The following is a 16,934-nucleotide window of genomic DNA, read 5'->3' as shown; positions in this document are numbered from 1 at the left end:
GCAGTCCCTCCTCCGGCAGTCCCTCCTCCGGCAGTCCCTCCTCCGGCAGTCCCTCCTCCGGCAGTCCCTCCTCCGGCAGTCCCTCCTCCGGCGGTCCCGAAGGCCCGTCCGGGAAGTCACACGAGTCCACCGGATCGTCTCCCGGGTCGTCCGGTGCCACCCTTGGCGCCGGTTCTGGCGGCACCTCCACCCGGGACCGGACGGCCTACCGCGTGGGCGACCGGACGGCTCGTGGCACCCGTGATCACAGCCGCGAGTCCGGCCGCACCAGAGGCGACCGGTCGACCGGCACCTCAGGCCACACCGGCGGCAACGGCCACGCCGAGGGCTCCGCCCCGCCGCCCCCGGCCACTCCGTCGCCGTACACGCCGGGCGGTACGGCGGCACCGCCCGTGTCCTCGCCGTCGGCTCCGCAGGGGCCCACTCCCACCGCGAGCAGCGGCCCCATGACGAAGGCCCTGTCCGCGCCGATCGGGCAGGGCAAGCCGGGGCCGAACGGCGGGCAGGGCGCCGCCTCGACTCCGGGGCCGACGGCAGGCGGCGCCGCGACCGCGACTCCCGGCCAGACCGCTCAGGGCGCGCCGGCGCCGACCGCGGGCAGCGCGCCCACCGCGACGGCGAAGGGGGGCGCAGGCGCAGGGCGGCGCCACCGCGCCCACCGCGAGCAGCGCGCCCGCCGCGACCGCGACGCAGCAGGCCAGCCCGAACGCGACCGTCTCGGTGAGCGTCTCGCCCACTCCGGGCTCCACGGCGAGCAGCAACCCGAGCCCCACGGCCACGGAGAAAGCGACAGCCAAGCCCACAGCCAAGCCCACAGGAAAGCCCACGGACAAAGCGACGGAGAAGCCGACCGCCAAGCCGAGCCCGAAGCCGAACCCCACGGCCAAGGCCACTCCGAAGCCGAAGCCCACGGCCAAGCCGACGTCGAGCGACAGGCCGACGCACAAGCCGGAGCAGCAGCCGACGCAGCAGGCGACACAGCAGGCAACGCAGCCCAAGCCGAGCGCGGCCGTCACCTCGACCGCGCTCCCCACCGCAACGCCGCCCGCCACCCCGCCCGCCGTCCCCACGGCGGCCGGTACGGCGACGCCGGCACGGACGGCCTTCCCGGCGGTGACGCCGACGACCGGCGCCACGGCCGTGCCGACGTCTCCGGGCAGTACGACGTGGGTGACCCCCGTGCCGTCGCTCAACGCCCGTACGGCGGCGGTGGCGCCTCCCGCGGGCGGGCAGCCGCCGGCCACGCCGATCGTGATCCCGGGATACCTGCCGCTGCCGCCGCTGGTCGCCCATACGCATGTTCGGTGCGGGGACGACGGCACGGCCGGCTGCTGGAGCCTGGCGCCCTGGCGGAGCCGTACGCCGGGGCACTCCCAGGCGCTCCCGGGCGGCGGGCGGACGGGCGGCACGGCGACGCCGCGCTGGGCCTTCGCCCCGCCGAGCGTGAAGTCGGGCCTGCCCAGTCCGTCGGGCGTCCCCGGCGCGTTCAGCGGGCCGTACGCCGGGTCCGCGCTCGCGGCGGACGAACCGGCCGCGGGCCGGGCCGGGTGCTGGGCCTTCAGCCCCTCCGCCCACTGCGCGAGATGGGACTGACCGTACGCCACTGACCACGTGTTATGCCGTCACCGTCCCGGGCAGGCTGCACCGCATGGAGCACATGGCGGAGGACCCGGCCGCGGTGACGGCGGTCACGGTGACGCCCTGCGAGGACGGCCCGCTGCTGGTCCGCGGGCCGTTCACGCTGGTGACGCAGGACGGGCGGCGCATCGACCCCGGCAGAACCACGGTGGCGCTGTGCCGCTGCGGCAGGTCCTCGATCAAGCCGTTCTGCGACGGCTCCCATAAGGCGGTCGGCTTCCGCGCGACGAGCGAGCCCGACCCGCCCGGCTGACCGACGCTCCGGCCGCCGGTCCAGTACCTCACCCGAGAACAGTCCCGCGCCTACCCTGCCGCGAGTGCCCAGGCGGCGGAGCCGCCGCGTCGAGTGCGCGGCGACCCGCAGGCGCCGCCCCCGCGTACGGCACACCGCCGAGCGCGAACCTGGCGGCCAGAGCGGCCCAACTGCAGGTGGCGCGTTCGAGCACCCAGACCGGCGCGAACAGGGCGGCGGTGGCGGGGAAGACCCGGCGGCCCCCGGCGCGGCGGCGTCCGATCTCGGCCAGGCCGACCGCCGCCGCCGCGCCCGCCGCGAGCAACTCCGGCCGGCGTCGCCACAGAGCCGCGCCCACACAGGGGAGGACGGCGAGGAAGACCGCCATCCGCGCGGGCTGGGCCAGGTCGTCGTACGCCTGCCGGACCCGCTGTGACCAGAACCGGCGGGTGCCGGGCGGCAGGCGCCGCACGTACAGGTCGAGCGGGCGGACCTCCCGGCCGCCGTGGGCGCGGACCGTGCGGATGAGTTCGAGGTTCTCGAACAGCACGTCGCCGTCGTAGCCGCCCATCTTCTCGAACGTCGAGCGGCGTACGCCGAAGGTGCCCGGATAGTCCGCCCCGAGGCCGCGGTTGAGCAGGGTGCGTGCGGTGTCCCAGCGGGCGTGCCAGGGGAGCGGGTGGAAGTGGTTCTGCGGGCGGACGAGGTCGGCGTGGTCGAGCAGGGCGTGGACCCGGGCGAGCGCGTCCGCGTCGTAGCGCACGTCGTCGTCGGCGATGACGACGTGCTCGCTCCGGGCGCGGCGCATGCCGGTGAGCACGCCGGCCACCTTGCCGTTCGCGACCGTCGGGTCGTCGTCGGGCCGCACGTGCTCGGCGATGCCGCGCCACAGGCGCGCGTGCCGTTCGAACAGCGGCGGAGGCGAGCCGTCGACCACCACGATCCGGGCGTGCCGGGACAGGCTGTGCAGGTAGCCGGTCAGCTCCGCCAGCCCGGCGTCGTCGTGCCAGCGCAGCGGCAGCACGTAGTCAATGTCCGCCGTCGCGCGGCCGGCTTCGGGCAGGCGGCCGCCGGACGTGGTCATCGCACCGTCACCTCGGCGTCGGCCCGCCACTCCGCCTGCCACAGGGACGTGCGCCCCTCCCGCCAGCGGTTCAGCAGATGCTCCGCGAAGAGCCGGTCGAGGGTCAGCGCGCAGGCGGCGCCGTACAGGATGTCGCCGGTCAGGCCGGGGTGCTCGGCGGCGAACGCGCCGCACATGTCGTGCGCGGCGATCTGCTCGTGCACGGCGTCGGCCTGCACGTGCTCGTCGTAGTAGCGGCGCGCGTCGGCGTCGCCGCCCAGCCGCCGGAGGCCCTGGCTGTAGCGGCGGTTGGGGAGCGACGAGGTCATCTCGAACGCCGCGAGGTGCCCGAGGAGCGCGCCCCGGTGGTGGCGGTGCAGCCCGAACAGCGACATGACGTTGCTGATCGCGAGCGTCACGCCGGGGACGCCGCCCAGGTAGGCGCCGTAGGAGTCGTCGAGGCCGAGCCCCCGCATGGTCGCGCGGAACAGTTCGGCGTGCATGCGCTCCGGCCTGCCCCCGCCGTACTCGTCGGACTGGATCTCCACCAGCGCGGCCTTGGGCCGTCCGAGCAGGCGTGGGATGCCCCACGTGTGGGGGTCGGCCTCCTTGAGCTGGTAGATCGACCGGTGGATCACGAACTCGCGGAACTGCGCGGCGTCGCCTCTGCTGCGCAGGTACGCCGACAGAGAGGGGCCGTCGTCGGCCGCCACCAGCGCCGCCAGGGCCCGGGGCACCTCCCGCGGCGGCGGAGCGGGCGGGCGGGGCACGCGCCGGGCCAGCCACCCCTCGAACCACGCCTCCAGGCGCTCCCGCAGGGCCAGCACCGACGGGTTCCACTCCCAGCGGTCGTCGACGCCGTCGAAGCCCTGGTAGTGCAGCTCGTAACAGACGAACAGCGCGAGCTGGGCGTCGTCCTCGGCGTCGCACGCGCCGACGGGCGGCGGGCCGAAAACGTGAGGCGGCCGGGCCAGCTCCGCGAAGAGCCGGTCGGTGATCGGGCCTCGGGGCGCGGGCAACTGCATCAGCTCTCCAGCAGGCGGTAGACGGACACGTGGCCGCGGCTGTCGTCGGTGAACGGAGCGCCGGACCAGTCGGCCCAGCGGTGCTCCCGCTCCATCCCGGCGAGGCGGGCCATGAGGTCCAGCTCGCACGGCCAGGCGTAGCGGTGGTTGGCCGGCAGCAACCGCAGGCCGTCCGCGGTCATCCGCAGTTTCGTGGTGTGCATGAACTGCTCGGCCGGGCTCAGCCGGGCGGCCTCGACGACGACCTCGTCCTCGCCGAGCGACAGCAGCCGCAGTGACGTCCGGTCGCGGAAGGCCGCGGGGTCCGGCACCCACGTCTCGACCACGAAGCGTCCTCCGGGCCGCAGGTGGGCCGCCGCGTTGTGGAAGCACCGCACCTGGGCGTCCTGGGAGGGCAGCGCGAAGACGGTGTTGAAGGCCAGCAGGACGAGCGCGAACCGCCCCTCGACCCGCACCTCCGAGAAGTCGCCCACGGTCACCGGGATGCGGTCGCCGCCGGGCTTGTCCCGCAGGATCGCCACCATGTCGGGCGACCCGTCGACGCCCGCCACGGCCAGGCCGCGGGCGGCGAGGGGGAGCGCCAGCCTGCCGGTGCCGATCCCGAACTCCAGGACCGGCCCTCCCTCGGCCAGCCGGAAGACGCGCTCGACAGCAGGACCGGTGGGCAGGTGCTCCACCATCTCGTCGTAGATGTCCGCGATCGCCCGCCCGTACGCGGACGCGTCGAACTCCCCCATACCTTCCCCCCACCCGACCGGCACGCGCCCATGGGCCTGCCGGTCGGCCCGTCACGCCCCCAGATCGCGGGCGACCGTGTCGAGCCGGTCCGCGAGCTCGCCGAGCCGCCGGTCGTCCAGTGGGTCGTCTCCCACCTGGCTCTCCAGGTCGCGCCGGCTGGCGATCACCAGGCCCTCGGCGCGTGACTCCGGCACGACCTCGCAGCGCCCGCCCACCAGCACCAGCGTCGCGTCGGGCGACGGCGACTCCAGCAGCGCACGGACCTCGTCCCGGCCGACGACACTCATGACATCTCCTCCAGGCCCCGGTCGATGTCCTCCGCCTACCCCTGCGACCTGGCCGTACACGCGCCCGCGCTCACGGCCTGTCGGTGGGCAGCAGCGTGCCGAGGGGCCCCAGGTCGAGGTTGAGGTCGGACGGTGAGACGCCGAACCGCTCGCACAACTCGGTCATGGCCTCCTCCAGGCGCATCAGCGTCAGGCCGAGCGTCTCGACCTGCTCGTCGGACAGGTCGCCCTGGTCCATCCGCCGGATGGCCTGCCGTTCCACCAGTTGGCGCACCAGCTCGACGAGCGTCAGCACGAGACGGCTCAGGTCGCGCCGCACCGTGTCCGGGTCGGTGTTCAGCCGCCAGGGGCTGCCCTTTCCGGTTTCCGCGCTCCGCTCCCCCTGGTCCTGCTCCCACCGGTCCTGCGCCCACCGATTCGGGCCGCCCGCGTCGGTTTCCACGCCGATCCGCCAGGGCCCCGCCTCGGTGTCCCACGGAGTGCTCCCGGCCTCACCACCGGTCATCCTCGATCTCCCTCCTGCCGCCGACGTCGTCCGTCCCCGCGTACGGCTCGCCGAGCGGGTCGAACGGCTCGGTGCCGCGTACGGAGCCGAGCAGCGCCCGCAGGGAGATGCGGACGAGGTCGATGTCGGCGATCGACAGCACGATGTCGCCGGTGATCACCACGCCGCCCGCGAGCAGCCGGTCGAGCAGGTCGACGAGCGCCACGCGCTCGGGCGGCAGGCGGCCCTCGGCGGCGAGGGAGGCGCCCCGCGGCCGCTCCGGCACGTACGCCGGGATCCCGCCGGGCGTCATCGCACGCCCCCGGCCCGGCCCGCCCCGAGGTCGATCGAGGTGAAGGAGTAGGGCGCCCACGGGCCGGTGAGCTCGACGTCCAGGAACCGGTCGCGGTAGCCGCCGAGCACTGCGGCGAACTCCTCCTCCCGGGCCGGATCAACCAGGTAGGCGCCGTTGAGCACCATCGACTCGCTCCGTCCGGACAGCTGGGGGTCCTGCGGGCGGTGGCGGCGGCTCGCCACGGCGACCTGTCCCAGGTCGGCGTGCAACCGCTCGGCCCGCTCGGCCGCCGCGCGCCACAGGTCCTCCCTGCCGCGCAGGTTCTCCTTCTTCCGGCGCAGGTACGCCATCCCGGGGCTGTCGCCACCGGCCTGGGGCGTGGCCGCGGGCGCGGCGAGGGGGGCGGCGTGTCCCGCCGCAGGTATGCCTTGACTCCCCACTCCCGGCGTCCCGCGACACGCGACAGGATCTCCGCGAAGTCGTCGTGCCGCCGGTCGAGGAGGTCGCGGACCTGCTCCTCGCCGGTGTAGACGGTCACGAGGCGCACGGGGGCGGTCGGCCCGGCCGCCGCCAGCGCCTCGACGACCCGGTGGTGGGCGCGGGCGACTGCCTCCACCCAGTCCAGGTCCTCCAGCGAGCGGCGCAGCGGTTCCTCGCCGAACCGGTCGAGGGGCACGTCGCTGACGTGGGCCACGAGCCCGCCGTGCGGCACGGGCCGCACCGCACCGTCCATGACGCCGCGCAGGTCAGGAGGGGGCTCCCCGCCGGACGTCACCGCGTACAGGTAGACCCCCGCGCCGGGACCGCCCGGGGTGGCGGTCTCAGGTGCCGCGCCAGGGTCGCGCCCCGCGCTTCGGGGGCGCCAGGGGTGGCGGTCTCACGGGCCGCGCGAAGGGTCGCCCGTGGTCGCCGCCCCGCGTCTCGTGCACATCGGCGGGGGCCGTCAGGGGCGTGCGCCTTCCGCGGCGGGGTGGTGGGAGCGGCGGGGTGGTTCTCACTCACGGCCGGGCTCCGTTCCGGGAGGCCGGCCGAGCCGCCGGGCGCGGGCCTCGGCCTGACGGTCGCCCCGCCGCTCACCCGCGCCTTCTCTCATGCCTTCTCCCCTGCGTTCTCCCGCACGCTCGCTCCGCCGTTCGACCGGCCGTTCGTCCGCACGTTCGCCCCGCCGCTCGACCGCACGCTCACCCGTGCGCTCGCCCGGTTCGAGTTCGGTCCGCTCCTCCCAGGCGAGCAGGCGCTCCTCGACCGCGTTCAGGCGCTCCCGAAGCCGGCGGTTCTCCTCGACCAGTTCGCGGTCCCTGCCGCTGAGCCACGGGTCGCGCTCCCACCAGTCGATGCCGATCTCCCGCGCGGTGTCGACCGAGGCGATGACCAGCCGGAGCTTGATGGTCAGCAGCTCGATCTCCAGCAGGTTCACCCGGATGTCGCCGGCGATCACGATGCCCCGGTCGAGCACGCGTTCCAGGATGTCGCCCAGGTTGGTCGACTCCCGGCCCATGACGGCCGGCGGCGCGTACGACGACTCGCGCAGGACGGGACGCGAGCGGGGATCGGTCATAGCCCACCGCCGTAGGCGCCGCTGCCGCGCCGGTAGGTCCTGGTGCGCCGGTAGGACATGAGGTTCCCCTCGTCGTCCACCTGGCACTCGTAGATCGACAGCATGTCGCTGGTGGACGGGATCCTGCGGTCCTCGACGACCTCGACGTCCACCAGCCAGCCGTTCTCCACGGGTTCCACCGACGTGACCCCCTCCGTGTCCTTGGAGGTCAGATCCGCGATGAAGCGCAGGCCGAGCCGCCCGGCGGACACCGCGTTCAGCGCCGCCCGGCGTCGGCGCGGCTCGGCACCGCGCTCATCTCCGCGCTCGTACTCGTCTTCGTCCTCGGACTCGTCGTACGGCCCGTCCTCCTCGACGGGCATGCCCGAGGAGGCCCGCCGCCCGTACGGCGCGGCGTCCTCGTCGTAACGGGCTCTCCGCCGGGGAGGCATGGACGATCACCCCCTCCGCGGGCCGCTCATGAGCCTGAGGATCTCTTCCACGGCCTGGGCCTCCTCCTCTTCGGAGATCTGGCCCGAGCGCCTGGCCTCCTCGATGGCCTCCAGCCGTCGCCGGACCGCCGCCGGATCCCTCAGCTCATGCTCGACCTGCTGCTGGATCAGCTCACCCAGCCGGATGACGCCGTGGACCGGGGCGAGCGGCCAGGTGAACAGCAGGCTGATCAGTCCCACGGCGGCCTCCCCTCATAGTCAGGTGGTGACGAAGTCGTACGGTGCCATCGGACCGAGCAGGCGGACCTCGACCCGGTCTCCCCACTCGGAGCGCAACTCCCCGACGGCGCGTTCGAAGTCGGCCTGGCGGTCGTTCTCCACGAGGAACGCGACGTGTGCGGCGTCCCGTTCGTGGCTGGGGTCCCGGACCACCGCGCCGACGGTGACGGGCTCGAAGCGTTCGACGACCGCCCGGGTGTCGGCCTCCCGCTTCGCGGCGATGATCTGCGTGATCAGCTCGCCGAGGCGGATCCGCTCGTTACGCGTCACCTCTTCCGGCAACTGCCTGATCCGGTCACGCAACTGTCTGGCCTCGGCGTTCTCCGTCAGCACCTCGACCAGCACCGGCTGCTCGGCGTACCGCGCCTTGAGCACGAACTGGGCCCGGCCCTCGATCTGCTTCAGCGCGGCCGCGAACGAGTCGTGGTGCGGGGCCAGCAACTCCTCCACGACCGCTTCCGGCGTGGTCATCACGGCGCCGAACCGCAGGGGAAGCACGGGCACCTCGGCCGCGGCCTCGTCGAGCAGCTGCTCGTGCGCCACCAGGTCCTGTGCGCGGCCGAGGGGGCGGTCCACGTCGACGTCGCTCACCAGGGCGGCGATCTCACCGTGCCTGATGATTTTGACACGGCCGGGAGGATCGCCCACCCCGACGGCGTCCTCGCTGATCTCCACGTCCTCCGGGAGGATGCCGTAGACGTAGCACGCGGTGTTGCGCGGGGGAGCCTCGGCCCGGTCGCCCGCCCCGGACTGCCTGGTCGAGCCCGTCATCTCAGTCCTCCTCCCGTCGACGCCGGCGGGTACGCGGGGCGGGTTCCTCCGCGTAGCTCGCCATGAGGTCCTGCAGCTTCTCTCCGGCCGCCTCCAGCACGCCCTGGGCAACGCCCTTGGACTTGCCATGGGCGATGCTCTGGGGCGCACTCGACAGGAGGTCGGGCAGCCCCTGCTGCTGGGACGCCAGGTCCAGCCGGTTCACCGCCTCGGCGAACCGGAGATAGGTGTCGACACTCGCGACGACGACACGCACGTCGATGGTCAGAATCTCGATGCCGACCAGTGAGACCCGTACGTAGGCGTCGATCACGAGGCCCTTGTCCAGGATCGTGTCAATGACGTCGGCCAGGCCCGATCCCGACGACCGGCCCGGCAACCCGCCGCCACCCGCCGGTGGAACGGCTACCGTCATGCGCTTCCCCTCCTCGGTTCCATGTCGCGTTTCCGATCACTCGCCCCGCCCGCCGCACGCGGGCGGCTGTTCTATTCCGGGGGACGGCGGCGCCGGACCAGGGGGCGGCGGCGCACCGGCTGCTCCTCCCTCGCCCCTGCGTGGGTCTCGCCCGTCTCCTCCGACTCCTCGCCCCTGCGGCCCTGCTCGCCCCGCCGGGGTTGCTCGCCCTCGCCTCGCTCGGCCTCCGCCCCGCGCCGCCTGACCGGCGCCCGCGTGCCGCGTTCCTCGGGTTCGTCCCCGCGCCTCCGGGTGACCGGCGCGCCGGCCCGTCCACCCCGCTCCGCACCCGCGTAGGCGGGCCTGCGGGCCCGCTCGGGCTCCTCTTCTTCCTCCTCCTCGTACGGCTCCTCTTCGGCGCCTTCTTCTTCGGCGCCCTCTTCTGCAGCGCCCTCTTCTTCCGGGGCCTCTTCCTCCTCGAATTCCTCGGCTTCCTCGCGCTCCTCGGGGGCCTCCTCGCCCCGCTCGCGGCCCTCGCGTTCGCGCTCCTCGCGCAGCGCCGTCTCGTGGTCCTTGACGACCTCGCTGTCGCGGATCTCGCCCCGCCAGCCCTCGATCTCGTCGGGACGCAGCAGGGCGTTGGTCATGACGTGCCGCTTGAAGTGCTTGAACTCGAGCCGGACCCGGCGGCCCTGGGCCCGCCACAGGTTGCCGACGCGCTCGAAGAAACCCTGCGGGTGATACTCGACGACGAGCAGGACCCGGGTCAGCTCGGGAGCGATCTCGTGGAAGGTCACCGAGCCGTCAGGGAAGCCCTTCGGGCCCTGCGACCGCCAGATGATCCTGCTGTCGGGGACCTGCTCGACGATCGTCGACTCCCACGTGCGGTGGGACCAGAAGACCTGCGCCTTCCACCCGAGCTTCTCGTCGGATTTTTGCTCGACGGTCTCGACCTTCTTCATGAAGCTCGGGAAGTCCTCGAACTGCGTCCACTGGTTGTAGACCAGGCGGAGCGGCGCGCCGATGTCGAGCGACTCGACGATGTTGGTGACCTTGAGCTTCTTGCCCTTGCCGCCCTTGCCTCCGCCGCCGCCCCTGCCGAACAGGCCCTTGATCTTCTCCTTGCCGTAGGCCATGAGGGCCGCGCGTACGGGATGGCCGCCCCCGCCGTCCTCGGTGAGAGCGCTGGTGACAGCGCCGAGCAGGCCACCGCCGCCCGTCGCGCCGAGCCGGTCGGCGGCCGACTTGAGCAGTCCCCGGGCGTCCCGGCCGCGGGTGAGGCCGCGGAGCAGCCCGCCGAGCGCCTCCCGTCCGCCGCCCTCTTTGCCGGTGAGCGCGCTGAACAGCCCGGAGCCGCCGTGCTCCACGTAGTCGGTGAGACGGCCGGCCAGGCCGTCGATCTTCTCGGCGACCCGCGACAACGCGCGCTCGGCCACGGCCGTGGCGAGGTTCTGGAACTCCTGCCCGAGCCGTTGCGTGGGCAGCGCCCCTTCGTCCGGCGCCCGTGCGCCCTGGGTTCGTTCCCGCGTCTGTTCGGTCATGGGTCTCACCTCCGCCGCAGCACGGGACGGGTGGGACGGATCCGGGGCCGGCGCCGCTCTTCGGGTTCGGGCTCCTCTGCCTCCTCCGGCTCCTCCTCGTACTCCTCTTCCTCCTCGTAGGCCTCTTCGGGCTCAGGCTCGCGCTGCGGCGGGCGGCGGCGGGGCACCCGGCGGCGGCCTTCCTCCGGACGCCCCTTCTCCTCTTCCTCTTCTTCCTCCTCCGCGGCCCGGCCCCGGCCCTTGGGCTGCCGGAGCGCCTCGGCGCGTTCGTGCAGCTTGTCGCTCAGGTTGTCGATCTGGCGGCTGGTGGCGCGCATGGCCGCCGCCTTGCCGATGTCGAGCAGGTCGCCGCGTACGCGTTCGGTGAGCTTGCCCAGGTCGGGGACGTTGCCGCCGAGGATCTTGGGGACCTGTTCGAGGAGGGCGCCCGCGGTTCCCTCACCCTTGAGGCGGGCGGCGAGGATGGCCAGTGCGAGCACCAGCGCCAGGCGCAGCTTGTGGTGTCGGCCGAGGTAGTAGCCCGCGATGACAGCCAGGGCCACCTTCAGTCCGTCTTTCATGATCGCGCCTCCTACTGGCCGCCCCCGAAGCGCCTCTCCGCACATCCGTCCGTCTCGCCGTGCGGCGCTGCGATCCGACTGAACGGTATGAATGCCCTAGACAGGAACAGAAAAACTCGATCCCGTACATACCGGGCAGTTTTGGTCGGACTTGATCTCCCCCTTAGGGCCATCCGTTCTGGCCTCCCCGGGCTCGCCGGTCTTGGCGTTTTGGAGGGGTTTCGATGACCCAACCTCGCCCCACCTCGGATGATTACTGTGTGCAAACCGGGTATCACGGGCGTGTATCGGCGGTAAGCGGTACCTACCGCGCACGTGAAGCCGGAGAGTCACATGACCGAGACCAGAACGTCGACCGCGACCGTCGAGCACGCACCCGGACGGTCCCTCGGGACGCAGGGTGGCTCCAGCCTGGTGACGGAGCGAGGCCGCACCACGATCGCCGACGAGGTGGTCGCCAAGATCGCCGGAATGGCGGCCCGCGAGATCGACGGAGTCCACGACTTCGGCACCGGCACGGCCCGCGCGTTCGGCGCGATCAGGGGCGCGCTCGGCGGGGAGGACGGCGTCACCCGCGGCATGTCCGTGGAGGTCGGCGAGCGGCAGGCCGCCGTGGACATCCACCTCGTCGTCGAGTACGGCGTCGCGATCCCCGACCTCGCGCAGGCGGTGCGGAGCCACGTGATCCGCGCGGTGGAGCGCATGTGCGGGCTGGAGGTCACCGAGGTCAACATCGCGGTCGACGACGTTCACCTGCCGAGGCAGCAGGAGCCGCAGGCGCCCGCGGACGGGGAGCCGCGGGTCCAATGAGCGCCGTTCCGGAGAGCGCGGGGGCGGAACACGGCCACCGGCGGGTCCCGGTGCCCGAGCCCGCTGGGCACGGCTCCCCGGAAGCCCCGCCGCAGGAGCGGGATGGCCACACCGAAGCGGAAGAGGAACGCCAGGTCTCCGCCCGCCGGATCGCCGACCGCGTGCTGTCGTGTCCCGACGTCGCCGACCTTTCCCGGGGACCGTTCGGCGTGGTCGCGACGTACCTGCCCGGCGGCCTCGTCCCCGGCGTCGCCGTACGGGACGACGCGATCGAGGTCGACATCGTCGCCCGGTACGGCAGGCCGCTGCCGGAGGTCGCCGACCTGGTCCGCGACGCGATCGGCGACCTGGCGGCCGGCCGCAGGGTGGACGTGACGATCGCCGACGTGGTCAGAGACGACGGCGGAAGGAAGGAATGATCATGGAAGGCTATCCGCTCTGGGGCCTCGCGGGGCTGCTGTTCGGCACGGTGCTGGGGGTGGTCGGGGCCTTCGGCGGCCTCAGCGCGTTCATCATCGTCCTGGTCCTCGGCATCGCCGGGTTCCTCGTCGGCCTGGTGCTCGAAGGCGGCGTACACATGCCGCAGATGCACCCGAGACGGCAATGAGCGAGCCCGCGGCGCACGGGACGACGACGATCTCCGACCGCGCCTTCACGAGGATCGCCGAGAAACTGGCGAGCGAGGACGAGCACGTGACCGGCCTGCCCCACGTGTCGGCGTCGGTGTGCGGGGCGGTCGCTGCGGTCCACTGCGATCTGGCCGTGCGTTATCCGGCGCCGGTGCCGCGGCTGGCCGCGAAGATCCGCGAGCACGTCCGGCGGCGGCTGCGCGAGCTGACCGGCATCTCCGTGGAGAACGTGGACATCGAGGTCGTGGAGCTCGTGCCCGAGCGGAAGACCGGGCGCAGGCCCGTGTGAAGGCCCGAGCGGAGGGGTGGCGATGACCGAAGGCCGAGGCCCGTCTGAGAAGGTGCCGCGCTTCGTCCCGATGCGGGGGTTCGGGGGCGGGGGAGCCTCCCGGGCCTTCCGGCCCAGCCGGGGGCTGCCCGCCGCGGTCGCCGCACTGGCGCTGCTGGCGATCGGCGGCCTCACCGCCGTCCACGTGGTCTCCGCGCTGGTGGGGCTCCCCGTCAGGCTCGTGCCGTACGACCAGTGGGCCCGCTGGGCGAGCACCACGCCCTGGGACGACGGCCGGGCCCTCGCGGTGGCCTCCGCGCTGGCCCTGATCGGCCTGGTGCTGATACTGATCGCGGTGGTCCCCGGCCGGGGGCGGATGATCCCGCTGCGCACGGGAGATCCCGACCTGGTGGTCGGCCTGCCGCGCCGCGCGCTGGCGCGGGCGCTGAGCGCCAGGGCGAACCAGGTGGACGGCGTGCGCTCGGCCGGGGCGCGGATGCGCGGCTGGCACGCGGACGTGTCGGTCCGGACGGACCTGCGCGACACGACGGCGCTCGGGGAGCGCGTGCGTGCGGCCGTCGAGGGCGAACTGGCCCGGCTCGCCCCGGCCCACCGCGTTTCGCTGAACCTGCGCGTCCACGGCCCGTCCTAGGCGAAGGAGGCAGGACCGTGAAGACGAGATCGGGCAAGGGCAACCGAGCGGGCCTGGCGTTGTTCGGCCTGGTCCTGCTGGCCGCGGGCGGCCTCGCGCTCGCGCGGGCGCTGGGCGCCTTCGGCGACGCCGCGGTGCGGGAGCCGGTGGTGGACGCCGGGGCCAGGAACCTGGCGGCGACGGCGCCCTGGTTCTGGCCGGTCGTGGCCGCCATCGCATTCGTGATCGGGCTCGTCGGACTGGCCTGGCTGCTGGCGCTGCTGCGGGTCGACCGGCCGCGGCGGCTGCGCCTGGAGTCGGACACGTCCGGGGTCACCGAGATCGACGCGCATCCCGCGAGCGAGGCCCTGGCCGAGCAGGTCAGCGCCTATCCGGAGGTGCGCCGGGCGCACGCCGTGCTGCGCGGCTCGTCCGACGACCCGCACCTCGACCTCGGCGTCTCCGCCGTGGAACCGGCCGACCTCGGGGCCCTGGTCACGCGGCTGCACGACGAGGCCGTCCCGGACCTGCGCACCACACTCGGCCTGCGCCGCCTCCCGGCGATGGTCCGGCTCAACCTCACCGGCGGCGGCCGCCGGACCCGCGCGGTCCACTGAAGCCGGAACACCGAGTCGCCGGAACACCGAGTCGCCGGAACACCGAGCCGCCGGAACACCGAGCCGCCGGCACAGCGAGTCGGCGGCGGAGGGCGGCACACCCGGTGTGCCGCTCTCGGCGGTCGTCACAGATCGTCGTTCTTGGTGCTACAGGTCACGAGGTAGGCGATCTGGCTGGAACCCTGGTAGGGCGACAAGATCTCCACCCTGAAGTAACCACCGCTCTCCGACACGTTCGTCCTGTATCGGGCGGTGATGGTCTGCTGCTGCGCCCCGGTCGAGCTGAAGGTGGCGCTCCCGTCAGCGAAAGACACCCACTGGTTGCGGGTCTGGTTGCTCCTGCGCCACCAGCGGTAGCCGATGGTGGCAGGGCCGTCGGCCACGGCGAGCTTCGCGGTGAGCTGGAACTCGGCGGGCTGACCGGGTCCGCACCCCTCGTCCATGCGCTGCTTGCTGATGTCGGACACCGTCGGCTGCGCGGTCAGGCAGACCGTGTTGAACGTCGCGTTCTGGGTCTCGGCGACGCCGGCGGGCTCGACGATCCTGAGGCGCATGTAACCGCTGAGACTCGTCTTGCGATAGAAGCCGTTGACGACCGTCTTGGTGCCCGGCGCATCGAACGTCACCGAGAAGGGTTCGGGGCCCGGCCAGGGCAGCTCCTGCTGGTTGACCCAGACATACTTCACGGTCATCGGCCTGGTGACGGTGATCTTCGCGGAGACCTGGTGGTCCAGGCCGTACTCCGTCTCGGTGCACGGGCCGGTGTAGGAGGACGGTGTGATCTGCATGTCCCAGGCGACCACCTCCGAATTCGCCGTCGTGGTGGCGTTCCGCGCCGCGGTCGCCTGCTGCACGGGCAGGGCGAGCAGCAGCCCCGCCAGCAGCACACCGGCCGTTCCGAGCCTGCGGAGAAATGATGGACGTCTCACATGACACCTCGTGTGTGATCGGAAGGCGTCCATGCTCTCCGGCCCGAATGGGAGCCAACTTGTGGATCACTGCAACGAGCGGCCGGACAGAACCTCGGCGAGGACGGCGGCCTGGCTGTGCTCGACGTCCCTGGTCGCGGTGAGCAGGGTCAGCGGTCCGCTCTCCATGAGCCGGCGCAGCCGGTCGAGGACGGCCTGCCGCTCGGGATCGTCCAGCTCCGCGAGGTAGCGGCTGCGGAACTCGCCGAACCTCTCGGGGACGTGGCCATACCAGGAGCGCAGGGCACTGGACGGCGCCACGTCCTTGACCCATTCGTCCAAGTGAGCGGCCTCCTTGGTGAGGCCGCGCGGCCACACCCGGTCGACCAGCACCCGCGTCCCGTCCCCGGGCGCGGGGTCCTCGTACACGCGGCGGACCGTGACGGACATCGCCCTCACCTCCTCCTGGCCATACTCCCCGGCGAGTGGTCGCGCACGCCGGCGTCCGGCGGCCGGACAGGACGTGTAAGTGAAAGTTTCACTTTCCGTAAGGGCGTTGTCGCTGGTCGGGGTTTCGTCCAAGTTGTCGATCAAATCGGCCCATGTCGCCCGCCTTGCCCCGATGTCTATCGTCCGGGACATGAAGATGCGAATGATCACGGCGGGCCTCGCCATGCTCGGCTCGATCGCCGCGTCGCTCGTCGTCGGTCAGGCGGCGCACGCGGACACGACGATCTGCGAGAAGTACGGATCGACCACGATCCAGGGCGGCAAGTACGTCGTCATGAACAACGTGTGGGGGAGCAGCGCCCCGCAGTGCATCAACGTCACGAACACCGGCTTCACGGTGACGCAGGCGGGGCACAACAACACGGGCGGCACCCCGGCGGCGTATCCGGCCATCTACGCCGGCTGCCACTACGCCAACTGCTCCACCGGCAGCGGCCTGCCCCTCCAGGCGAGCGACAGCCAGTTCAACACGGTTCAGACCAGCGTCAGCATGAGCTACCCCGGCTCGGGCGTCTACGACGCGGCGTACGACATCTGGTTCGACCCGACGCCTCGCAAGGACGGCCAGAACACGGGCGCGGAGATCATGGTGTGGCTCAACCACACCGGCTCGGTGCAGCCCGTGGGCTCCCGCGTGGGCACGGCGAACATCGCCGGCGGCACCTGGGACGTCTGGGAGGGCAACATCGGCTGGAACGTCATCTCCTACGTCCGCACCTCGCCGACGAACTCGATCAGCTTCGCCGTCCGCTCGTTCTACGACGATGCGGTGAACCGCGGCTACGCCCAGCGGTCGTGGTACCTCACCAGCGTCCAGGCGGGATTCGAGCCCTGGGTGGGTGGCACCGGCCTCGCGGTGAACAACTTCTCCTACAGCATCGGCGGTGTGGTCCAGAGCCCGTCGCCGACGCCCACCGCCAGCCCGACCCCCGGCAACGGCGGCGGCGCCTGCCGGGTGAGCTACAGCAAGAACGAGTGGCAGGGCGGCTTCACCGGCAACGTCACCGTCACCAACACCTCCTCCAGCCCGGTGAACGGCTGGACCGTCGGCTTCTCCTTCCCGAACGGCCAGAAGATCACCGGCTACTGGAGCGCCGACGTCACCCAGAGCGGGTCGTCGGTGACCGCGAAGAACCTGTCCTACAACGGCTCGATCCCGGCGGGCGGCAACGTCTCGTTCGGCTTCCAGGGCACCTGGAGCGGCTCGAACGGCAACCCGACCGGCTTCACGCTGAACGGCACCCGCTGCTCGTCCTGAACAGCAT

At 72.7% G+C, this 16,934-nt stretch carries 26 protein-coding genes and 1 pseudogene; 9 read left to right on the top strand and 18 right to left on the bottom strand.

Going from position 1 to position 16,934, the window contains the following annotated elements; all coding sequences use genetic code 11:
• Positions 1-244: 244 nt before the first annotated feature.
• On the bottom strand, positions 245-448 hold the full coding sequence (locus B1L11_RS47280; protein ID WP_179155406.1) for a hypothetical protein: 204 nt from the start codon (positions 446-448) through the stop codon (positions 245-247).
• 272 nt (positions 449-720) lie between these two features.
• Here B1L11_RS47280 and B1L11_RS47275 point away from each other — a divergent pair, with 272 nt between their 5' ends.
• Positions 721-1,593, top strand: a complete 873-nt coding sequence (locus tag B1L11_RS47275; protein ID WP_079318982.1) for a hypothetical protein — start codon at positions 721-723, stop codon at positions 1,591-1,593.
• A gap of 55 nt (positions 1,594-1,648) precedes the next feature.
• Positions 1,649-1,891, top strand: a complete 243-nt coding sequence (locus tag B1L11_RS47270; protein ID WP_256863046.1) for a CDGSH iron-sulfur domain-containing protein — start codon at positions 1,649-1,651, stop codon at positions 1,889-1,891.
• A gap of 28 nt (positions 1,892-1,919) precedes the next feature.
• Here B1L11_RS47270 and B1L11_RS31250 read toward each other — a convergent pair whose 3' ends face one another.
• From B1L11_RS31250 to B1L11_RS31185, 15 genes and pseudogenes are all read right to left on the bottom strand, one after another.
• Positions 1,920-2,954: a glycosyltransferase family 2 protein gene (locus tag B1L11_RS31250; RefSeq protein ID WP_256863045.1), complete on the bottom strand. Its 1,035-nt coding sequence runs from the start codon at positions 2,952-2,954 to the stop codon at positions 1,920-1,922.
• Positions 2,951-3,958 (bottom strand): iron-containing redox enzyme family protein, encoded by a 1,008-nt coding sequence (locus B1L11_RS31245; RefSeq protein WP_079318981.1) that lies wholly within the window; start codon positions 3,956-3,958, stop codon positions 2,951-2,953. The genes B1L11_RS31250 and B1L11_RS31245 overlap by 4 nt, the downstream gene beginning before the upstream one ends.
• Positions 3,958-4,695, bottom strand: a complete 738-nt coding sequence (locus tag B1L11_RS31240; RefSeq protein WP_079318980.1) for a class I SAM-dependent methyltransferase — start codon at positions 4,693-4,695, stop codon at positions 3,958-3,960. Before B1L11_RS31240 ends, B1L11_RS31245 begins: the two co-directional genes overlap by 1 nt.
• Positions 4,696-4,746: 51 nt before the next feature.
• Positions 4,747-4,983 carry a hypothetical protein gene (locus B1L11_RS31235; protein ID WP_079318979.1) on the bottom strand — a complete coding sequence of 79 codons (237 nt, stop codon included), beginning with the start codon at positions 4,981-4,983 and terminating at the stop codon, positions 4,747-4,749.
• Positions 4,984-5,053: 70 nt separating this feature from the next.
• Complete coding sequence (locus B1L11_RS31230; RefSeq protein WP_079318978.1) at positions 5,054-5,488, bottom strand: gas vesicle protein K; 435 nt, start codon at positions 5,486-5,488, stop codon at positions 5,054-5,056.
• On the bottom strand, positions 5,475-5,780 hold the full coding sequence (locus B1L11_RS31225) for a gas vesicle protein (protein WP_079318977.1): 306 nt from the start codon (positions 5,778-5,780) through the stop codon (positions 5,475-5,477). Before B1L11_RS31225 ends, B1L11_RS31230 begins: the two co-directional genes overlap by 14 nt.
• On the bottom strand, positions 5,777-6,112 hold the full coding sequence (locus B1L11_RS52410; protein ID WP_256863044.1) for a GvpL/GvpF family gas vesicle protein: 336 nt from the start codon (positions 6,110-6,112) through the stop codon (positions 5,777-5,779). Before B1L11_RS52410 ends, B1L11_RS31225 begins: the two co-directional genes overlap by 4 nt.
• A 119-nt stretch (positions 6,113-6,231) precedes the next feature.
• Positions 6,232-6,495 (bottom strand): annotated as a pseudogene (locus B1L11_RS52405) (GvpL/GvpF family gas vesicle protein); the annotation flags it as partial.
• A gap of 261 nt (positions 6,496-6,756) precedes the next feature.
• Complete coding sequence (locus B1L11_RS31215; RefSeq protein ID WP_079318976.1) at positions 6,757-7,320, bottom strand: gas vesicle protein; 564 nt, start codon at positions 7,318-7,320, stop codon at positions 6,757-6,759.
• Entirely contained in the window at positions 7,317-7,751 is a 435-nt protein-coding gene (gvpO, locus tag B1L11_RS31210) for a gas vesicle protein GvpO (RefSeq protein WP_079318975.1), read from the bottom strand. The genes B1L11_RS31215 and gvpO overlap by 4 nt, the downstream gene beginning before the upstream one ends.
• A gap of 6 nt (positions 7,752-7,757) precedes the next feature.
• The gene (locus tag B1L11_RS31205; RefSeq protein WP_030509755.1) at positions 7,758-7,991 is read right to left on the bottom strand and encodes a gas vesicle protein GvpG; all 234 of its coding nucleotides are present in this window, start codon (positions 7,989-7,991) and stop codon (positions 7,758-7,760) included.
• An 18-nt stretch (positions 7,992-8,009) separates the two neighbouring features.
• Positions 8,010-8,801, bottom strand: coding sequence for a GvpL/GvpF family gas vesicle protein (locus B1L11_RS31200; RefSeq protein ID WP_079318974.1), 792 nt, complete (start codon positions 8,799-8,801; stop codon positions 8,010-8,012).
• A 1-nt stretch (position 8,802) separates the two neighbouring features.
• On the bottom strand, positions 8,803-9,216 hold the full coding sequence (gene gvpJ, locus B1L11_RS31195) for a gas vesicle protein GvpJ (RefSeq protein ID WP_079318973.1): 414 nt from the start codon (positions 9,214-9,216) through the stop codon (positions 8,803-8,805).
• A 71-nt stretch (positions 9,217-9,287) separates the two neighbouring features.
• On the bottom strand, positions 9,288-10,736 hold the full coding sequence (locus B1L11_RS31190; RefSeq protein WP_079318972.1) for an SRPBCC family protein: 1,449 nt from the start codon (positions 10,734-10,736) through the stop codon (positions 9,288-9,290).
• Between the two features lie 5 nt (positions 10,737-10,741).
• Positions 10,742-11,296, bottom strand: coding sequence for a hypothetical protein (locus B1L11_RS31185; RefSeq protein WP_079318971.1), 555 nt, complete (start codon positions 11,294-11,296; stop codon positions 10,742-10,744).
• 333 nt (positions 11,297-11,629) lie between these two features.
• Between B1L11_RS31185 and B1L11_RS31180 the strand changes: the two genes are divergently transcribed.
• From B1L11_RS31180 to amaP, 6 genes are read left to right on the top strand one after another with little or no spacing between them, the layout of a single operon-like run.
• Entirely contained in the window at positions 11,630-12,106 is a 477-nt protein-coding gene (locus B1L11_RS31180; RefSeq protein WP_079318970.1) for an Asp23/Gls24 family envelope stress response protein, read from the top strand.
• Positions 12,103-12,525 carry a hypothetical protein gene (locus B1L11_RS47265; protein WP_179155405.1) on the top strand — a complete coding sequence of 141 codons (423 nt, stop codon included), beginning with the start codon at positions 12,103-12,105 and terminating at the stop codon, positions 12,523-12,525. The genes B1L11_RS31180 and B1L11_RS47265 overlap by 4 nt, the downstream gene beginning before the upstream one ends.
• Positions 12,526-12,527: 2 nt before the next feature.
• Complete coding sequence (locus B1L11_RS31170; RefSeq protein ID WP_079318989.1) at positions 12,528-12,713, top strand: hypothetical protein; 186 nt, start codon at positions 12,528-12,530, stop codon at positions 12,711-12,713.
• Positions 12,710-13,024 carry an Asp23/Gls24 family envelope stress response protein gene (locus tag B1L11_RS31165; RefSeq protein WP_079318969.1) on the top strand — a complete coding sequence of 105 codons (315 nt, stop codon included), beginning with the start codon at positions 12,710-12,712 and terminating at the stop codon, positions 13,022-13,024. Before B1L11_RS31170 ends, B1L11_RS31165 begins: the two co-directional genes overlap by 4 nt.
• 22 nt (positions 13,025-13,046) lie before the next feature.
• Complete coding sequence (locus B1L11_RS31160; protein WP_143737672.1) at positions 13,047-13,655, top strand: DUF6286 domain-containing protein; 609 nt, start codon at positions 13,047-13,049, stop codon at positions 13,653-13,655.
• 17 nt (positions 13,656-13,672) lie between these two features.
• Positions 13,673-14,251, top strand: coding sequence for an alkaline shock response membrane anchor protein AmaP (gene amaP, locus B1L11_RS31155; protein ID WP_079318967.1), 579 nt, complete (start codon positions 13,673-13,675; stop codon positions 14,249-14,251).
• 125 nt (positions 14,252-14,376) lie between these two features.
• Here the strand turns inward: amaP and B1L11_RS31150 are convergent, their stop codons facing one another.
• Both B1L11_RS31150 and B1L11_RS31145 read right to left on the bottom strand, forming a co-directional pair.
• Entirely contained in the window at positions 14,377-15,180 is an 804-nt protein-coding gene (locus tag B1L11_RS31150; RefSeq protein ID WP_143737671.1) for a hypothetical protein, read from the bottom strand.
• Positions 15,181-15,246: 66 nt separating this feature from the next.
• Entirely contained in the window at positions 15,247-15,609 is a 363-nt protein-coding gene (locus B1L11_RS31145) for a DUF488 domain-containing protein (RefSeq protein WP_079318965.1), read from the bottom strand.
• 190 nt (positions 15,610-15,799) lie between these two features.
• On the opposite strand from B1L11_RS31145, the gene B1L11_RS31140 reads away from it, so the two are divergent.
• Positions 15,800-16,927 carry a cellulose binding domain-containing protein gene (locus B1L11_RS31140; RefSeq protein WP_143737670.1) on the top strand — a complete coding sequence of 376 codons (1,128 nt, stop codon included), beginning with the start codon at positions 15,800-15,802 and terminating at the stop codon, positions 16,925-16,927.
• The last annotated feature ends 7 nt before the right edge of the window (positions 16,928-16,934 follow it).

The organism is Microbispora sp. GKU 823 (assembly GCF_002027145.1).
GTDB lineage: Bacteria > Actinomycetota > Actinomycetes > Streptosporangiales > Streptosporangiaceae > Microbispora > Microbispora siamensis.
This window is presented reverse-complemented; position numbering and strand designations above follow the sequence as displayed.